Genomic DNA, 18,889 nt, shown 5'->3' on the forward strand with positions numbered 1-18,889 from the left:
CCCTGTCTTTCATCATATAACTATAATCCAATTGCCATTACCAGTGCATCTTCCACAGGATTCCTGTAGTATTTAGTCCTGCTTACAATAACATGAAAACCAAACTTTCTGTATAATTCCTGCGCAGCCGTATTAGACCGCCTGACCTCCAGCAATACGGTTTTCACACCACTGTTCTTCCAGTAATCCAGGGCTGACAGCAGGATTTTTGAAGCAATGCCTTTTCTTCTGTAATCCTTATGCACTGCAAGATTAAGGATATGGGCCTCGTCCACTACACTCCAGAAACAGATATAACCTGTCAACCGCCCTGAACCTGACTTTACCCCCCACATGTGTGAAAATGTGTTATACAATTCTGAATAAAACATATCAACGGTCCAGGGGTCAGAAAACGCCTCCTTTTCTATTTCCATGACCTGAGAAAGGTCATCTTCCTCTATATCTTCAATTACCAGGTTATCACCCTCTGGCTTCAAATTTAATCTCAGCCTCAGACTTCCTGATATAGACAGGAACAAGGTTTCCGGACCCTGCCATTCCCTTACGGAAGTTGTGCAGTCCAATCATTGCAACTGATATACCTGAAGGCAATACTGCATTAGCCGGCGCGAAGTACCCCAGACCGCCGGCTTGTTTCTCTATCATATGCCTGTACACATATACGGCATCTCCTGTAAATACTACTGGCTCATGAATATTATCCATGAGCAGATCCGGTGACATCACCCTGTCACCGGTTAACCTGATAAGACTTCCATCGTCTCCATATTTAAAGAGGGCCGTATATACCTCATTTTTCTTTGCATCCAGGATAGGGCATATAAGATTCCGGCAAAATGGGATGTTATATGCAAGCGCCTCCATGGTTGATACCGGGACAACACTCTTTCCCGTGGCCATCCCAAGCCCCTTCGCAGTGCCAAGACCTATTCTCAAACCGGTAAAAGAACCCGGGCCTATTGATATTGCCAGACAATCTATATGCTCCAGGCTTATCCTGACACTTTCCATCAGACCTGCAACAGCGTCCATCAGCCGTTCAGAATGAGTCGTCTCAACGTTCAGACTGATCTGACCAAGAGGTCTGTTATCATCAATAATACCAACACTCCCCATCATTGTAGATGTGTCAATTCCCAGAACCTTCATCACCCGCCCCATCCTGATTAAATTCTATCTTTCTGAAACTAACCCTGCCGGCCTTGCTTCCACTCCCATTGAATATTAAAATATTAAACGGCATCATTATGCCCCTGATATCCCTTAAATCACTGTACCGCGCCTCAAAAAGCAGTACACCCTGTTTATGAGGATTATCGGAATATAACTCCTTTTTTACTATCACCATCTGCAATTTGTCAATCCACCACCGTCTTACAGGATATGAACTCTTCCCGGAACTCATTAACTGACTGACAATATAATACTCGTGAGACTCCTCTGTAAACCAGGTGAAATCATCCTGACTATCACTCCCATAAAAGTCCAGCACATCCCGCACGAGTTCCGGATTCATCATATCCCCGGCAGGTAAACCTTCGATCTGATTATTGTCAAGGCCTTCCCGGACATTTATGTCAAACATTGTAAAACCGGAAGGAGTAAGACCGGTAAGCCTGAAAAACCCTCCTCTTTCAAAATTCAGATATGCATCAATTGACGGTGCAGCAATTTCAGGTGATGTCAATTTTAACTCTGCCTTGATGACTGGTATACCTGAAGCCCTCTCTATAAGGTATTCTATAGCCTTCCTGTCTGCGCTTACAGACAGGTCAACAGATGATCTTACTGCGGTACAAGATTGGGAAAATAATACAAAGAAAAGCAGTATTATCAGAGGTGCGGCATTCTTCATCAGGAAAACATTGCATCAATAGCGCTCTTCACTGTTGACACTCCAATAACTTCTACTATGTTTAATGACATCTGTGATGCATTGCGCTCTGGTATTATACAGCGTTTAAAACCCAACTTTGCCGCCTCCCTGACCCTGACATCAGCAGAAGTCACTCCACGCACTTCTCCGCCAAGGCCGACCTCCCCGAACACCACCGTTTCCGGGTCAACAGGAATCTCCCTGAAACTTGATGTCAGGGCTGCAATAATGCCCAGATCAATAGCAGGTTCGTCCAGTTCAAGACCACCAACAACATTGACAAATATGTCCTGTCCCTGTATGTGTATGCCTACCCTCTTATCAAGCACACCGACGAGCAGCAAGAGTCTGTTATAGTCAACCCCAATTGCCCCCCTTTTGGGAATACCAAAGGGGGATGCACTGACGAGGGCCTGTATCTCGGTCAGTATAGGCCTGCTGCCTTCAATACTCGATACTACGACTGAACCTGCGGAACCGGCAGTCCTCTCTGAAAGGAACAGGCTGGAGGGATTTGACACCTCACCGAGCCCTCCTTCCCTCATTTCAAAAACCCCTATTTCATGTGTGGAGCCAAACCGGTTCTTAACTGCCCTCAGGATTCTGTAAGGATGCCCCCGGTCACCTTCAAAGTATAAGACAGTATCAACAATATGCTCGAGTACCCGCGGCCCGGCTATAGTTCCGTCCTTTGTCACATGACCTACAAGAAATACTGGCACATTATGTTTCTTGGCATAATTCATCAATATTGAGGCTGTTTCGCGCACCTGACTTACACTGCCAGGAGCAGAAGAGATGCCTGCAGTAAACATAGTCTGGATCGAATCAACTATAATGGCATTGTAGGCAGACTTCCCGAGGTGAACCAGGATATCGTCAACTGAGGTCTCAGACACTATATAGAGCCCGTCTGAAGAAACATCAAGCCGTTCTGAACGCAGTTTAATCTGTGACGGAGATTCTTCGCCGGATATGTACAGAACGCTTCCTGAAACACCTGCCACCCTCTCGGCAACCTGAAGGAGAAGAGTTGACTTGCCTATGCCGGGGTCTCCGCCAATCAGGACTACAGAACCCGGAACAATACCGCCGCCAAGAACCCGGTCGAACTCCCCGAGTCCGGTCATGACTCTTACACCCTTCTCATATTCAATTTCGCCGAGAATAAGCGGGACAATCTCTGAATCACGCCTTCCGGAAACAGGTGAGGCGTTTACTGTTTCTTCAGCTATCGTATTCCATCCATTACAATCAGGGCATCGTCCCAGCCACTTTGGTGAACTATAACCACAGGTCTGACATATAAAGAGACTCTTGATTTTCATATTCTGATTCTGATCTAAATCTTATACCCCTCCATCAGCCTTACCGCCCAGAGTCCTTGATACAAGATCGCTGATCTTTTTTTTATCTTTCAGGGAAATCCTGATAAATTTTATACCCATGCCAGGGGCAATATCTCCTGCAAATTCCTTCCGTGCCCATACTACCACACCTTCTATAACCGTCTTGTCTGTATCACCAGGAAGGAACAGCTCAACAGTAACGACCTCGTTGGCAGACATTGGATGGAATGTCTCTATGAAGAGACCTCCACCTCCTATAGTAGAGGTGAACCCCTCCTCAATCACGATACTATCAGGACTGTGGTATTTAATCGAAAGGGAAAGAGGTGCGCGTAAGAACCTTCGCCTGTCACTATTCATGCGTTAGTAAGTTATCAAACATCAAAAAGACCAAGTTGATTGATTTCATCATCACTAAATGGTATTGGATAGCTGCCATTAAAACATGCCACGCAGAATTTGTCCGGCGGGTTACTGACAGCTCTTAACATCCCCTCAATACTGAGATATGCAAGGGTATCCGCAGTTAATTGCCTGCCTATTTCATCCACACCCATCTTAGACGCAACAAGCTCTCTCCTTGTCGGAGTGTCTATACCGTAAAAACACGAATATTTCACCGGCGGCGATGCAATCCGCATGTGCACCTCGCTTGCACCGGCCTCCCGCAACATTGTAACAATCTTCTTGCTTGTGGTGCCCCTGACAATAGAATCATCAACGACTATAACCCTTTTACCCTTTAAGACTTCCTTGACAGGATTTAACTTGAGTCTTACACCGAAGTTTCTTATAGACTGCTTGGGAACTATAAATGTCCTGCCGACATAGTGACTCCTTATTAGTCCATTGTCAAAAGGTATACCGCTGGCCTCAGCAAATCCCATGGCTGCAGGTGTCCCTGAGTCCGGAACCGGAATAACGATATCTGCCTCTACGACAGACTCTCTTGCCAGCTCCATACCCATCTTCTTTCTTATAATATTAACACTTTCACCATATACATAGCTGTCGGGACGCGCAAAGTAGATATGTTCGAAAATACAATAAGCCTCATTTGCCTTTTCAAACGGCATATATGAGGTAAGACCGTTGTTATTGATAACCACAACTTCACCAGGCAGAATGTCCCGGATAAAACGAGCCCCAATCAACTCAAATGAGCTTGTCTCAGAAGAGAGTACAAATGAACCATTGAGTTCACCCAGTGACAGCGGCCGGAAACCATAGGCATCTCTTACACCGATCATCTCCTTTTCCGTTAAAATGAGGAGTGAGTATGCACCCTTTACCTTTCTCAGTGCATCAATTAACCTGTCAAGTATAGTCCTCTCCCTCGAAAGGGCTATCAGGTGAACTATGACCTCACTGTCAATTGTAGACTGGAATATTGAACCATGCGCCTCAAGCTCGCTCCTTAGAAATGACGCATTGACCAGATTGCCATTATGTGCCAGGGCGAGGGAGCCCATTGCAAAGTTGACGACTACAGGCTGTACGTTTTCAATTATGCTCTCGCCATAAGTTGAATATCTGTTATGACCTATGGCGCTCATCCCCTTAAGACGCGAGAAGTTGTCATCCTTGAATATCTCTGAAACAAGTCCCATTCCCTTTTTGCAATAAAGCTTGCTTCCATCAGAAGAAACTATGCCGGACCCTTCCTGCCCCCTGTGCTGGAGTCCGTGGAGTCCAAGATAAGTGAGGTTTGCCGCCTCATTGTGATTATATACGCCGAATATTCCACACATGTGTATTCCTATTCTTCCCCAAGATACGCCGGAATTGCACGTTTCCATACGTCAGCCATGCGGCTCACTGGCAAATCAATGACTGTCGTTGTCTTATGTCTGATCACGAGCCTTTCTCCGGTAACTTTTCCTATTACCGTAAAAGGGGTCATCATTTTCCGGGCGACTTCATTCAAATCTTTAACCCTCTCAGGGTTGACTGTAATTATAATCCTTGACTGACTTTCGCCAAAGAGAAGGGCATCCACTCTGATTTCATCGGTAAGTTCAATTATTGCACCATGATTTCCATTGCCTTCAGAATGCATACAACACTCGGCAAGGGCTACTGCAAGCCCACCCTCTGACGTATCATGCGCTGATTTAATTATACCCTCTTTTATCCCATAAAGACAAAGTTCCTGCACCTTTTTTTCCAGATCCAGGTCAAGGAACGGAGGGAGCCCCCGCACTTTATAGTGTATCTCCCGAAGGTACTCGCTCATACCAAGTTCTTCGAGGCTATTGCCTAACAGGATAACAACATCCCCTTCCTTCTTGAAATAATGTGTCATGAACCTTGATATATCGTCAATAACGCCTGCCATTCCTATTATTGGAGTAGGATAAATTGATATATCGTTGGTCTCATTATAGAAGCTTACGTTGCCGCTGATAACAGGTATGTTGAATTTTCTGCAGGCAGCGGATATACCCTCTATGGCCTGCTGAAATTGCCACATAATCTCAGGCCTTTCGGGATTTCCAAAATTAAGGCAATCTGTCAGACCAACCGGTTCGCCTCCGGCACAAGTTATATTTCTGGCCGCCTCCGCAACAGCTATTGCACCACCTGCGTGCGGATCAGAGAAGCAGTAACGGCTGTTGCAATCAGCAGTCATTGCTATACCTTTGTTAGTCCCCTTTATCCTGATAACCGCAGAATCAGACCCGGGAACAACGACAGTGTCAGTCCGGACCATATGGTCATATTGCCTGAATACCCATTCCTTGGAAGCAATTGTCGGGGAAGCCAGGAGTGTCAGAAGTACATTTCCAGGGTCCTGTGGAACAGGCAGATTTTCCATGTCAAGATCATGAAGGATGTCAAGATAAGGCGGAGGGGACGTTTTTCTGTCATAAAGCGGGGCCTCATCTGTAAGGGAATCTATCGGGATATCTGCCGTCACATCGCCATTGTTGATAACCCGTATCCTCCTTGTATCCGTAACCTTTCCAATTACTACTGCGTCAAGGTCCCACTTATGAAATATCTCCATAACATCTTTTTCTTTTTCAGGTACAGTCACTATTAGCATACGTTCCTGAGACTCTGACAGCATTACCTCGTAAGGGGTCATACCGGCTTCTCTCACAGGGACCAGGTCAATATGAATATCAATCCCGGTCCCTGCCCTTCCGGCCATCTCACAGGATGAACTTGTCAGCCCAGCCGCACCCATATCCTGTATTCCTACTATAAGCCCCTTGTGCATGACCTCGAGGCAGGCCTCGAGCAGGAGTTTTTCTGTAAACGGGTCGCCTACCTGAACAGTGGGCCTTTTAGCCTCAGAGGTTTCATCAAAGACGTCAGAGGCCATTGTAGCGCCATGGATTCCATCCCTGCCTGTCTTTGAGCCGACATAAATGACAGGGTTGCCAACACCGCTTGCCACCCCTTTAAAAATCCTGTCCTTCCTGACTATTCCAAGGGCAAATACATTTACAAGGATGTTATTGTTGTATATCTCATCGAAATATATTTCACCGCCAACGGTCGGCACCCCGATACAATTTCCATAACCTGCTATGCCGCTTACCACCCCTGAGAAAAGATGCCTGTTACGGGGCACTTTTATATCGCCGAAACGAAGCGAATCAAGTATCGCCACCGGTCTTGCGCCCATAGTGAATATATCCCTCAGAATGCCCCCAACGCCTGTTGCAGCGCCCTGATATGGTTCTATAAATGACGGATGGTTGTGGCTTTCCATCTTAAAGACAGCTGCAAGACCATCCCCAAGGTCTATTACGCCGGCATTCTCACCTGGCCCCTGCAATACCCTGTCGCCTTTTGTTGGGAATTTCCTCAGGTGTATCCTTGAGCTCTTGTAACTGCAGTGCTCACTCCACATTACAGAGAAGATGCCCAACTCCACAATCCCAGGCTCCCGGCCAAGGATCTTTAATATCCTCTGGTATTCTTCATCTGTAAATCCGTGTGACTCAATTATTTCTCTTGATATCAAGATTCTCCCTCAGCTATGACCTGTTAGTCATCTTTTCAACATAATATATCATTGACTCAAAAAGGGTATACCCGTCCGTTCCGCCAAGTATCTGCTCCCCGCATCGTTCTGGATGAGGCATCATGCCGAGGACGTTTCCTTTGTCATTACATATACCTGCGATATTACCTACTGATCCGTTTGGATTGGCAGCTTCATCTATCTCTCCGTTTTGTCTGGAATATCTGAATATGATCTGATTGTTCTTTTTCAGGTGAGAGTATGTTTCGCTGTCAACATAATAATTGCCTTCAGCGTGGGCTATAGGCATTTTGGCAACCTGGTTTTCAAAGTACCTGAGGGTAAACGGGGTGTTGATATTATCAACCCTCAGGTAGACGTTTTTACAGATAAACTTTAAGGATTTGTTTCTCAGCATGACACCAGGCAGAAGTCCTGCCTCAAGAAGGATCTGGAAACCGTTGCATATACCAAGGACAAGCCCTCCCCTCCCTGCAAATTCCTTTAACGATGTCATGACAGGAGAAAGACAAGCCATCGCCCCTGTCCTGAGATAGTCGCCATACGAGAATCCGCCGGGCAGGATAACAGCATCATATTGAGAGAGGTCTTTTTCCTTGTGCCAGACAAAACTTGCAGGCCTGCCTAATACATTCTTTACGATGTTATAGCAATCATGGTCACAATTAGAACCTGGAAATACAATTATTGCAAATTTCATATTTTAAGTGGTATCTTCTCTGTTTGAGTATTATATCAGGAATCAAACTTTTACGGCAAGACCAAATTGCACTGCTGCGTTTTACTTATAAAATCCCTGATTGCATCATTGAAATAATCAGGCAGATCTGGTGGGTTTGTGTGTACACAGAATCTCTGCCTGTATATTGCCATACCTTTTTCGATTTCATCCTTCAGGATGTCATAAAAAGTGCCATCTGCTGCACCCTTGTATGCCGCATCAGAGTTATAAATAATTATATCGGATACTATTGCCCTGGCCAGCCTGCTTGCATCTTCGTTTAACTGAACCACCCCATCCGTTTGTTTACATGGAATACCATGTGAACAATATTTGTAAACTGCCGGAAGGAGACCTGTGCTGAGGAGGTCAATTTCAATCACCTCATCAACATGCTCAATCTCATCCTTTTCCTGCTGCATGGAATTTCCGGTAACCAGGATAATCCTGGTATCACTGAACCGCTCAATACCCTTAATTATCCTCCATGTTTTTTTCCCCATAATCTCAGGAAGTCCTGAATCTGCAATTACGGCTACAGGCATATACGTTTCAATCAGACTGAATATCATGCGTTGATTTAACGCAGAAATAAGCGTAAAGCCTTCAGGTCCAAGTATGGAGGCGATAAGCCCGTTCAAACCGTCATCATCTGTACATATAATAATTGTGTCTTCTGATACGCCGTTCATGTCTTCTCCATACTGGTTTCAATCAGCAGAATCAACCTGCTGTTGTAATCCATGGCAGCCCTGTAAAACCTCAGGTTTTCTTTTCCGATAAATTCGGGAACCGGGCGGAAACTTTCCGGGGAAATTGAAACAACCCCGCTTGTTGAATCAACAAGCATTCCGACAAGCATATCATTAAAATTGACAATAAGTATACGCGTGTTGACCTTCACTGTGGTGGCTGTTAGTCCAATATATTCCATGAAATCAATAATTGGAATGACAGTGCCCCTTAATGACAATACACCCCTTACATATGAAAATGTGTTGGGGACCTCTGTCACATCCACATAGTGGATCACTTCCACAATAATTGCGGCATCCATTGCATATTCCTGACCTGAAACACTGAAAATGAGGTATTTATCCGACTGGAATTCGGAAACTTCTGCAGTGCAGTCTGACAAAGAGTCCCTGTCTTTTTCATCTACGCCTGGAGCGTAATTCATAGCTGTCTCAAGAGATCACCGGCCGCTGCCGTATGCAACGCGGTTTCTTCCTTCACGTTTTGCCTTATACAATGCCTGATCAGCCTTGTTTATGAGGGCATCACACCCATCCTTGGTATCATCAGGGAATGTTGATACGCCAATGCTTGCAGTTACCTGCCTTCCTCCGTTTAGTTCTATCAGCAGGGGATTTTCTTCAATCAGCCTTCGGATACGTTCCGCAACTATATGTGATCCTATAACTGTATTCTGTGAAAGGACAATGATAAACTCATCCCCTCCGTACCTTACTGCAAAATCATATCCCCTCAACATTACCTGCAGGAGTCTTGCGACTTCCCGTATGATTTCATCGCCGCGCTGATGCCCGAACGTGTCGTTAATGTCCTTAAAATTATCAATATCAAGAATAATAAGGGAAAGCTTCAGATTGAATCTCTCACTCCTGTTATACTCCCTTCTGAGTGTACCATACAAATATCTCTGATTATATAAACCGGTCAGGGAATCCACGACACTCACATGTTCCAGCTCTGTAATCTTTGCCTTGAGCTCTTTCTGAAGGCCTTTTAATCTTAGTAAGATATTTACTCTTAGAGCAAGTTCGTGAGGATGAAAGGGCTTCGTCATGTAGTCAATTGCACCACTCTCCAGCCCCCTGATCTTGTCATATATCCCCCTGTTGGCAGACAACATTATGACCATTAGGTCATCAAACCTTTTTTCCCTGCTCAGCATTTCCATCAATCTGAAACCATCCATCCCAGGCATCATTACATCACAGATCATCATGTCAATCTCTTCTCTGGATAAGATCTTTATGGCGCTGAAACCGTCATTGGCCTCGAAATAGTTTTCAAAAAGATTTGCATTCCTGAGACTTTCCTTTACCTTCTGTCTCATAAGGTGGGAATCATCAATTATCAGGACACTGTTATTCATTCTTACGACTTTTCGGAAGCTGACTGATAATCTTAAGAAATAATGGCTTCGTACAACGTCCCTGCGTTGTCAGAAAGGAACCCGGCTGCAGAATGTCCTGTCTGTCAGGCCGGCTATATCAATTACAGGCACAATTTTCTGTGTATCTATCTCAGCAAAACCTGCTATACACGGAACATCCTTAAGTAATTTGCCGGGATGTTTAACAAGTATCTCTCTCTGGCCATACAGTTTGTCAACTATTATACCCATTTTCTTCTGTGCCAGGCCGGCAATTATGACGTATCTGTCCTTTTGAAGGGTATCCGCAACCGCTGCTCCGTGATATTTCATAACATCATTCAATCTGACAAGCGGCAGATAATCCCCCCTGAGATTAATGCACTCCCTATCCCTTATAATCTTTATATCACACTCTCTCAACCTCAAATTCTCTGATATGGAATTTAAAGGTATTGCAAATTCTTTTCCTGAAGCGGATACTATTAATGCCCTCACTATCAGCAGGGATACCGGAATGGTAATCCTGAATATGGTTCCTTTTCCGTAAGTTGTCTCAACATCTATCATACCGGACAAAGCCTCAATGTTTCGTGCCACAACATCAAGACCAACCCCCCTTCCGGATACGTCATCAGTTGTATCTTTAGTGGTAAAGCCAGGCTTGAAGAGCACCTGCATGAGACTTCTTTCATCCCTTTCATCAGCCATGATCAGGCCCATTCCAAGCGCAGAGTTGTATATAGAATCGAAATTTAACCCTCTGCCATCATCTTCAATTTCAATAACAACATTGCTGTCCTTCTGCACGGCGCTAACTCTTATAATTCCGTCAGGATCCTTGCCTCTTTCCCTGCGCACTTTTTCATCCTCTATACCGTGGTCAATTGCATTACGTATTAAGTGCATAAGCGGGTCTGCAAGCTCTTCTATCATAGACCTGTCAAGCCTCGTATCTCCGCCGGAAACTTCAAGACTTACCTTCCTGGACAACTCCTTTGACAACAAATCCACTATTCTGAATAGCCTTTCAAACAGCACTCCTACTGGCACCAATCGGATATCCAGAAGCCCGTCGCGCAGCGCTGCAATCTTCCTGTTCAGCAATTTATTACATCTGTTAACGTCAAGAAATGTTACATTGTAGCCGTATTTAATCTTTATGTCATTTATTGAGTGAGTCATGGAGCTGTTTAATAATAATATATCACCAACAGTATTCAGAAGATCTTCGAGCCGTTCAATGTCAACTCTCACAGTTTTTGTTATACTCTTTGCAGAATGAGGCGCAGCCTCAGGGACATCTGTGTCTTTCACCTCCATAATCCGGGTTACGGAGACGATGGCAGGGTGAGATATAGTATTATTGTCCGAAGAGAACAGTATCTCAAAAGACATCATGTCATCAGAAGAAAAACCGGATACAGGGATAACTGCAATGATCTCCCCGCAACCAGTCAGATACTCCCTTAATCCTGACATCTCCCCGTCTACACAGTCAATCTGCATGTGTGCCATAAGACTGTATATCCTGCGACCCTGCTTATGAGACGCCATAACCCTGTATTGTTCGAAATCCGAGAGTTTGGCAGCTAACTCATGTGGCATCCTGCTGTTAATATTTGCACCTGTATCATCCTGAATCCTGACTTTAAGAAGCTTGCCAATCCTTTCGACTGCAGGAGCTATGTCGGAATACTCATTCCCCTGTTCATTTATATCATTCAGAAGTGCAGTAAATTTGTCCGCTACCTCGAACAAAGCATCTACAACATCATAATTTAACTTAATCCTGCCGAACCTCAGGGAATCCAGTAAATCTTCAAGTCTGTGACTTAAGGAACTGATTCTTGAAAAACCGGTTACATCAGATATGCCTTTTAAGGTATGGATCCCGCGAAACAATGCATTAACGACGTCAGGATCGTGCACCTTCGCTGAATTACAGGATGTCTTGAGGATACAGAGGTTTTTGTTGAGGTGTTGGATAATATCTTCTGCCTCTGTCAGAAACTCTTTATAGTCATTTCCCGGGTTACTCATTTTGAGGTTTTGAAGCTGTCAACGCTATACCTGCAATCCTGACAAAGGCCTCAAGGGCTGACGTGTCGTCTATCTTGCTCCTTCCAGGCAGGTTGTCACCGTATAATACGGCCGTTACCTCTTTACCTTCAATCAATGGCGCTATGAAAACCTCCTCAGGCACACCTTCACCCAGATGTTTTACGATATAGGAGTTCCAGTCTGTCTCAGGAAGCAGCCCCCTGTATGCCTGCAGGTTTTCCATCGCATTTTTAATTACCGAAGGTTTATCAACAGGAATACGTAAATCCTTTATCCTTTTTTCTGTTGCCCCCATTGATATACCAACCTGCCCAAACCCAATTGCGCTGCCTCCTTTGATTTTAAAGATGACAGCCCTGCCCAGCGATTCACCGGCAATCCTGAGGATCATAACCAGCATCTCTGTGCGAACACACGGGATCCTGAGCTCTTCAATCAGCGAAACAATGGTATCGGAACGAGATCCGGAATTGCCGGCCGGCGTTTCAGAAGTATTTTTCTCATCCACAGACGATATAACCTTCTTTCCTTCATCTCTCAGTCTCGTCCCTTCAAGAAGTATGTACTCAGTACTGACGCTTATGCCCTGGGACACATATGGCATTGGCTGTTCAGGCTCAAAACGAAAGACCCCTTCGTCCCATGAAAGCATCTCATAAATAACCTCTTTGACCAGCGACTGTATAAGGTTTTCAAGGACATCTTTGCCGATAAATTTATTCTCTGTCAGAATGGAACCTAACGGTTCATACACCTTCCTGTCCTTTTGGATCCTGAGTGCGATTTCAAGGTCGTCTTCCTTTAACTTACCTTCCCTGATCAGCCTCTCTCCCAGCATTTCTTTCCCCTGCATGGAGGCATAAAGTATCTGACCTTCATGAAAAACCACCCGCCCTTTACCGGCCTGGCTTTCCAAATTTAAAACACCGCTTTTTTTACTTATGTGGACTATCTGAAGTATGTCAGGAAGGCTGAGATCTGATAAATGTCCTTCAAGGCTCATAATTTAAGGATTCCGGGAATAAATCAAGACTTATTTTTTAATCTCATATCGGAAATCCTCTACGATAGTATTAGCAAGAAGATTATTGCACATCTCTTTAATCTGAGACTCAATATCTGCCCCTGTGGTATTGTCAAGGCTAAGCTCAATATACTTGCCTATCCTGACATCATTAACTGCAGAATATCCAAGGGTATGCAATGAATGCTTTACTGCCTTACCCTGAGGGTCCAGAATCCCCTCCTTGAGCGTAACATAGACGTTTACCTTCAAATCACCCTCCCTCCGGCAGCCGGATCATTCAGGCCGCCTATTTTCCGTATACCCTGTTGAAAATATAATCTACATTCTTTAAATGGTACCCGATATCAAAGCATGATCTGACCTCAGCCTCACTCAACAACTGCATTACATCAGCATCATCCAGAAGGAGCTTCTGAAAATCCGCACCAATGTTCCATGCATTCATGGCATTTTTCTGTACCAATCTGTATGCCTTATCTCTGTCCATCCCCTTTCTCACCAGTTCAAGAAGCACACGCTGTGAATTTATAAGTCCGTGGGTCAGATTAAGGTTCTTTATCATATTTTCAGGATACACAACCATGTCCCTTATAATATTTATCAATCTGTTAAGCATATAGTCAATAAGAATCGTGCTGTCAGGCATTATAACCCGCTCGACAGAAGAATGACTGATGTCACGCTCATGCCATAACGGTATATTTTCGAGAGCTGCAAGGCAATTTGAACGGACAATCCTTGCGAGTCCGCTTATATTTTCACAACCCACAGGATTTCTCTTGTGAGGCATCGCGGATGAACCTTTCTGCCCTTTGGTAAAAGGCTCCTCAACCTCCAGCACCTCTGTCCGCTGAAGGTGCCTTATCTCTGTTGCGAATTTATCAAGGCTGCCGGCTGTTATGGCAAGTGTACACATAAATTCAGCGTGTCTGTCCCTCTGCATTATCTGAGTTGATACCGGTGCAGGTTTCAATCCAAGTTTGTTGCAAACATACTCTTCCACATACGGAGGTATATTGGCAAAAGTGCCCACAGCACCTGAGATCTTGCCGTAAGAAATGCCGTCCCGGGCGTTTAACAGACGTACAATATTCCTTTTTGTCTCCTCGTACCATAATGCCATCTTGAGTCCAAACGTTACAGGCTCTGCATGTATGCCGTGAGACCGGCCCATCATCACAGTATCTTTGTACGCATATGCCTTCTCCTTCAGAACCTCCAAAAGCCTGTTAAGATCATCAAGTATGATGTCTGAAGCATCCCTCAGCTGAAGTGCAAGCCCCGTGTCAAGGACATCTGAAGAAGTTAATCCAAGATGTAGGTACTTGGCCTCATCACCGATGCACTCGGATACAGCAGTCAAAAAGGCTATAACATCATGTTTTACATCAAGCTCAATCTCGTTGATCCGCTCTGTATTTATAACGGCCTTCTCTTTTATCACACGGAGGGCAGATTCAGGTATCTCACCTTTTTGCGACAAAGCCTCACAGGCCAGGATTTCAATTGCAAGCCATTTTTTAAACTTGTTCTCAGGCTCCCATACCTGCTTCATCCCCGGAAGTGAATATCTTTCAATCATATGATCCTTTCCTGTAATTTATCTGAAAGTAAATCCTGGTGATCCTTCACTATCCTGTCAAGTATCCCGTTGACGAAGGAGCCCGACTCTTCTTCACCAAATCTCTTTGCAATTTCAATAGCCTCGTTTATAGTAACTTTTACAGGTATCTCCTTAATATAGAGCAGTTCAAACACGGACATCCTCAGTATATTACGATCAACAATAGCCATCCTTTCAATGCTCCAGTTGCTGGCTGACAGCCTGATCTTTTCATCTATCAAACCGAGATTCTTTATCACGCCCTCAACTATATTATTGGCAAATTCCACAATGTTTGCCGGCACATCTTTGTCTGCCCAAAAACCGGCCGTGAGGCCGGCAGACTGATGACTTACATCAAACTGATACAACATCTGTAATGCATATTCCCTTGATTTTCTCCGGTATCCCATCATACGGCCTGATTATTTGGAAAGCAGTTTATACAGGTTGGCCATCTCAATCGCCTGCAGTGCGGCATCCCATCCCCTGTTTCTGTTCTTTGTGCCTGCCCTCTCTATGGCCTGATCCACACTGTCAGTGGTCAGAACACCATAAATAACGGGAATCCCGCTGTCCAGGGCAATACCCGCTATGCCCTTCGTCACTTCTGCAGAGATATACTCGAAGTGAGGCGTTGCACCCCGTATAACTGCGCCAAGACAGACAATGGCATTGTACTTGTCAGACGCAGCCATTTTCTTTGCAACCATGGGGATCTCAAAAGACCCTGGCACCCTGACGACTGTGATGTTATTGTCCTCCACATTACACTGTTTGAAGGCATCCATGGCTCCTGTCAGCAGCCTGCTCGTTATAAAATCATTAAACCTGCTCACAACAACTCCAAACTTTAAACCCTTCCCGGCTATTGCACCCTCAATTGGTTCAGGCATAAACACCTCCTATAAATTTATATTTTACTTAGCATGTGTCCCAGTTTTCTCTTCTTAGCCGTCAGGTAATCAATGTTTTCTTTGTGTGGAACAACCTCTATTGGAACGCGCTCTGCCACATCCAGTCCGAACCCTTCCAGACCCACAATTTTTCTTGGGTTGTTTGTCATCAGCCTTAAGTGTCTTACATTCAGGTCAACCAGTATCTGAGCGCCTACGCCATATTCCCGCAGAACAGGCCTGTTCCCCCCGATAACGCACTCCTTTGCACCCTCCTCTTCATTATCCTGCATCTTATATAATGATATCTTGCCTATCAGTGTTTCCCTCAGGTCATGATTAATATACAGGAGTATGCCGGCCCCTTCCTTCTCAATTATCTCCATAGCCTTATGGAGCTGTTCACCGCAGTCACATCTCCGGGACATGAAGATATCCCCTGTAATGCAGGCAGAGTGGACACGAACAAGGACATTCTTAAGGCTGCTGACATCCCCTTTAATCAGGGCAAGGTGTACATTATGGTCAAGCTCATCTTCATACACTATAACCTTGAAATCGCCGAATTCCGTCGGCAGTCTCGAATCAGTCACTCTCCGTATGAATGACTCCTTCTGCAGCCTGTACTCTATCAGGTCCTTCACTGTTACAATCCTGAGATGGTATTCTCCTGCAAACCTGATCAGGTCCGGAAGCCTCGACATAGTCCCATCTTCATTCATAATCTCGCAAATAACACCGGATGGGTTCAGCCCTGCAAGCGACGAAAGGTCAACTGACCCTTCGGTCTGCCCTGCCCTTTTAAGGACGCCCCCCTTTTGAGCCCTGATGGGGAATATATGCCCGGGCCTGGCCAGATCAGCCGGCCTCGTCTCAGGGTCTATTGTCTTTAGTATTGTTAAAGCCCTGTCGTGCGCCGATATGCCGGTTGTAATCCCATGCCTCGCATCTATTGAAACTGTGAAGGCTGTGCCAAAAGGGGCTGTGTTGTCCGTTGTCATAGGCAGAAGTGAAAGTTCCTCGACACGTTCAGCTGTCAGTGTCAGGCATATCAGCCCCCTGCCGAATTTTGCCATGAAATTAATCGCCTCAGGTGTCACCTTTTCAGCTGCCATGACAAGGTCGCCTTCATTTTCACGGTCCTCATCATCCACCAGAATGACCATCCTGCCCTGCCTTATATCTTCGATAGCCTCTTCAATGGAATTAAGCCCCATTTTTCCTTCTCCTTACCTGCTCCTTAATATCCTCCAACTCCCTCTCGATCCTTTCAATCCTGTCCGCTATAGGATCAGGAAGGTGGACATGATCCATCATCGCTTCCGTCTTCCGTCTTCCACCCTGTTTCACAACACGGCCGGGAACTCCTACCACTGTGGAATCCGCTGGAACAGACTCAAGAACTACAGAATTGGCCCCCACCTTCACATTGTCACCAATTACTATATTTCCAAGCACCTTGGCGCCTACTCCCACTACGATGTTATTACCAAGCGTGGGATGTCTTTTTCCCTTCTCCTTGCCGGTTCCCCCTAATGTCACACCCTGAAAAAGGGTAACATGATTGCCGATTACCGTGGTCTCGCCTATTACAACACCCATTCCATGATCTATAAAAAAAGACGAACCAATCTTTGCCCCGGGATGTATTTCAATGCCTGTCAGAAATCTGCTCAGGTGTGATATTATCCTCGGCAGGAGCGGTATATCCCGTCTCCATAACCAGTGAGCCATCCTGTGAAACACGACTGCATGAAAACCGGGATATGTGAGTACAACCTCCATCTTCCCGGACGCAGCAGGATCTCTCTCGAAAACTGCATATAAATCCTTCCTTATATTGTCAAACATAGGATAGAAGACAAACTGCGTATGCAGATATCCCTTCACCCTTTCCTAATGCCCCAATACCTTCACTGGTCGTTGCCTTTACATTTACCTGCTTCACATCAATCTCCAGGGCAACTGCTATATTGCTTATCATTGAATCCCTGTACGGAAGGATCCTGGGGGCCTCAGCAATGACAACAGAGTCCAGATTCGAGATCCTGAAACCTTTTTGTTTAATTATGTCCCTCGTCCTCTTTAACAATTCAATACTTGAAATGCCTTTTAAGGACGCATCCGTATTGGGGAAATGCATGCCGATGTCTCCTTCGCCGGCTGCGCCAAGCATAGCGTCACAGATTGCGTGAAGCAATACATCTGCATCTGAATGCCCTGACAATTTTCTGTGAAAGGGGATGCAGACATTGCCCAGTATAACTGAATTGCCCTCTTCGAATCTGTGGATATCAAACCCAATGCCTGCCCTCATTTTATGCTCTTTTTCTTCTGAATCATCAATATAACTTCAGCAAACAGAAGGTCTTCCTTTGTAGTAATCTTTATATTTTCAGGGGTTCCTTCCATTATCTTAACCCTATAGCCAAGCCTTTCCACCAGTGATGACTCGTCCGTACCTGAGAATTTATCATTATATGCCCTTAAATATGCCTCTTCCAAAATCCGTCTCTTGAATACCTGCGGTGTCTGTGCATTCCAGAGTGTGGAGCGGTCTGGTGTTGATCTGATGATACCATCCTCTCCGACATCTTTAATCGTATCCCTGACCGGGACTGCTGTCACAACACCGTCAGCAAACATTGCAAGTTTTACAGCTTCACTTAAGGTCCCTGGAGAAACAAACGGCCTCACGCCGTCATGCACAACCACGATATCCGTGTCTTCATCAAGCTCCTTAATGCCGCTATAAACCGAGTCCTGCCGCCTGTCCCCGCCAATCACAATCTTTAAGACCTTCTTATAGCCATACTTCTCAACAACCTCTTTGAGGCAATAGTCTTCTTCCCCGGACCTCGAGATTACAAGAACCTGATGTACCTCGGGGCATTTTTCAAAGACATCCAGCGTATGTGCCAGTACCGGTTTGTTTTCGATACGGATAAAATGCTTGGGAACAGTATGGACCATCCGCTTACCTTTTCCCGCTGCTGGTATTATGGCCGTTACCTTCATCTGAAAATGCTCCTATTCACCTGTCATTCCCACGGAACCTGTCCCCGCAGGATTTAAGCGGGGAGTGGCAATCCAGAACCAGGCCCCGGTCTGGATTCCCGCTTACGCGGGAATGACGTTTTCATGAACCCTGGTGAGCCTGAGCTGTTAGCGTGCCGAACAGCCGACGGGCTCATGACGGTTCATCTGAAAATCCCTGTCATTTTTTGC

Annotated in this window: 21 protein-coding genes; all 21 read right to left on the reverse strand. The window is 45.3% G+C overall.

Features of this window, described 5'->3' with window-relative positions:
* Positions 1-20: 20 nt before the first annotated feature.
* Positions 21-479, reverse strand: a complete 459-nt coding sequence (gene rimI, locus IT393_09675; GenBank protein MCC7202912.1) for a ribosomal protein S18-alanine N-acetyltransferase — start codon at positions 477-479, stop codon at positions 21-23.
* The gene (gene tsaB / locus IT393_09680; protein ID MCC7202913.1) at positions 463-1,152 is read right to left on the reverse strand and encodes a tRNA (adenosine(37)-N6)-threonylcarbamoyltransferase complex dimerization subunit type 1 TsaB; all 690 of its coding nucleotides are present in this window, start codon (positions 1,150-1,152) and stop codon (positions 463-465) included. The genes rimI and tsaB overlap by 17 nt, the downstream gene beginning before the upstream one ends.
* On the reverse strand, positions 1,133-1,858 hold the full coding sequence (locus tag IT393_09685; protein MCC7202914.1) for an outer membrane lipoprotein-sorting protein: 726 nt from the start codon (positions 1,856-1,858) through the stop codon (positions 1,133-1,135). The genes tsaB and IT393_09685 overlap by 20 nt, the downstream gene beginning before the upstream one ends.
* Complete coding sequence (gene radA / locus IT393_09690; protein MCC7202915.1) at positions 1,858-3,207, reverse strand: DNA repair protein RadA; 1,350 nt, start codon at positions 3,205-3,207, stop codon at positions 1,858-1,860. The genes IT393_09685 and radA overlap by 1 nt, the downstream gene beginning before the upstream one ends.
* A gap of 21 nt (positions 3,208-3,228) precedes the next feature.
* Positions 3,229-3,588: a PilZ domain-containing protein gene (locus IT393_09695; GenBank protein ID MCC7202916.1), complete on the reverse strand. Its 360-nt coding sequence runs from the start codon at positions 3,586-3,588 to the stop codon at positions 3,229-3,231.
* A gap of 14 nt (positions 3,589-3,602) precedes the next feature.
* A complete protein-coding gene (locus IT393_09700; GenBank protein ID MCC7202917.1) occupies positions 3,603-4,979 on the reverse strand; it encodes an amidophosphoribosyltransferase in 1,377 nt (458 codons plus the stop codon).
* 8 nt (positions 4,980-4,987) lie between these two features.
* A complete protein-coding gene (purL, locus tag IT393_09705; protein MCC7202918.1) occupies positions 4,988-7,210 on the reverse strand; it encodes a phosphoribosylformylglycinamidine synthase subunit PurL in 2,223 nt (740 codons plus the stop codon).
* 10 nt (positions 7,211-7,220) lie between these two features.
* The gene (gene purQ / locus IT393_09710) at positions 7,221-7,928 is read right to left on the reverse strand and encodes a phosphoribosylformylglycinamidine synthase subunit PurQ (GenBank protein ID MCC7202919.1); all 708 of its coding nucleotides are present in this window, start codon (positions 7,926-7,928) and stop codon (positions 7,221-7,223) included.
* A gap of 50 nt (positions 7,929-7,978) precedes the next feature.
* Positions 7,979-8,641 (reverse strand): response regulator transcription factor, encoded by a 663-nt coding sequence (locus IT393_09715; protein MCC7202920.1) that lies wholly within the window; start codon positions 8,639-8,641, stop codon positions 7,979-7,981.
* Positions 8,638-9,129, reverse strand: coding sequence for a purine-binding chemotaxis protein CheW (locus IT393_09720; GenBank protein MCC7202921.1), 492 nt, complete (start codon positions 9,127-9,129; stop codon positions 8,638-8,640). Before IT393_09720 ends, IT393_09715 begins: the two co-directional genes overlap by 4 nt.
* 15 nt (positions 9,130-9,144) lie before the next feature.
* A complete protein-coding gene (locus IT393_09725; protein MCC7202922.1) occupies positions 9,145-10,071 on the reverse strand; it encodes a diguanylate cyclase in 927 nt (308 codons plus the stop codon).
* 69 nt (positions 10,072-10,140) lie between these two features.
* Positions 10,141-12,114, reverse strand: a complete 1,974-nt coding sequence (locus IT393_09730) for a chemotaxis protein CheA (GenBank protein ID MCC7202923.1) — start codon at positions 12,112-12,114, stop codon at positions 10,141-10,143.
* Positions 12,107-13,138, reverse strand: a complete 1,032-nt coding sequence (locus IT393_09735; GenBank protein ID MCC7202924.1) for a DUF4388 domain-containing protein — start codon at positions 13,136-13,138, stop codon at positions 12,107-12,109. Before IT393_09735 ends, IT393_09730 begins: the two co-directional genes overlap by 8 nt.
* 30 nt (positions 13,139-13,168) lie before the next feature.
* On the reverse strand, positions 13,169-13,411 hold the full coding sequence (gene purS, locus IT393_09740) for a phosphoribosylformylglycinamidine synthase subunit PurS (protein MCC7202925.1): 243 nt from the start codon (positions 13,409-13,411) through the stop codon (positions 13,169-13,171).
* A 37-nt stretch (positions 13,412-13,448) separates the two neighbouring features.
* Positions 13,449-14,744, reverse strand: coding sequence for an adenylosuccinate lyase (locus IT393_09745; protein MCC7202926.1), 1,296 nt, complete (start codon positions 14,742-14,744; stop codon positions 13,449-13,451).
* Positions 14,741-15,178 (reverse strand): transcription antitermination factor NusB, encoded by a 438-nt coding sequence (nusB, locus tag IT393_09750; protein MCC7202927.1) that lies wholly within the window; start codon positions 15,176-15,178, stop codon positions 14,741-14,743. Before nusB ends, IT393_09745 begins: the two co-directional genes overlap by 4 nt.
* Before the next feature lie 12 nt (positions 15,179-15,190).
* Positions 15,191-15,661, reverse strand: coding sequence for a 6,7-dimethyl-8-ribityllumazine synthase (locus IT393_09755; protein ID MCC7202928.1), 471 nt, complete (start codon positions 15,659-15,661; stop codon positions 15,191-15,193).
* A gap of 17 nt (positions 15,662-15,678) precedes the next feature.
* The gene (ribB, locus tag IT393_09760; protein MCC7202929.1) at positions 15,679-16,878 is read right to left on the reverse strand and encodes a 3,4-dihydroxy-2-butanone-4-phosphate synthase; all 1,200 of its coding nucleotides are present in this window, start codon (positions 16,876-16,878) and stop codon (positions 15,679-15,681) included.
* A complete protein-coding gene (gene cysE / locus IT393_09765; GenBank protein MCC7202930.1) occupies positions 16,868-17,512 on the reverse strand; it encodes a serine O-acetyltransferase in 645 nt (214 codons plus the stop codon). Before cysE ends, ribB begins: the two co-directional genes overlap by 11 nt.
* On the reverse strand, positions 17,505-17,978 hold the full coding sequence (locus tag IT393_09770) for a 2-C-methyl-D-erythritol 2,4-cyclodiphosphate synthase (GenBank protein MCC7202931.1): 474 nt from the start codon (positions 17,976-17,978) through the stop codon (positions 17,505-17,507). The genes cysE and IT393_09770 overlap by 8 nt, the downstream gene beginning before the upstream one ends.
* Positions 17,975-18,679: a 2-C-methyl-D-erythritol 4-phosphate cytidylyltransferase gene (gene ispD, locus IT393_09775; protein MCC7202932.1), complete on the reverse strand. Its 705-nt coding sequence runs from the start codon at positions 18,677-18,679 to the stop codon at positions 17,975-17,977. Before ispD ends, IT393_09770 begins: the two co-directional genes overlap by 4 nt.
* Positions 18,680-18,889: the final 210 nt, after the last annotated feature.

The sequence above is a fragment of the Nitrospirota bacterium genome, from assembly GCA_020851375.1.
Taxonomy (GTDB): Bacteria; Nitrospirota; 9FT-COMBO-42-15; order HDB-SIOI813; family HDB-SIOI813; genus RBG-16-43-11.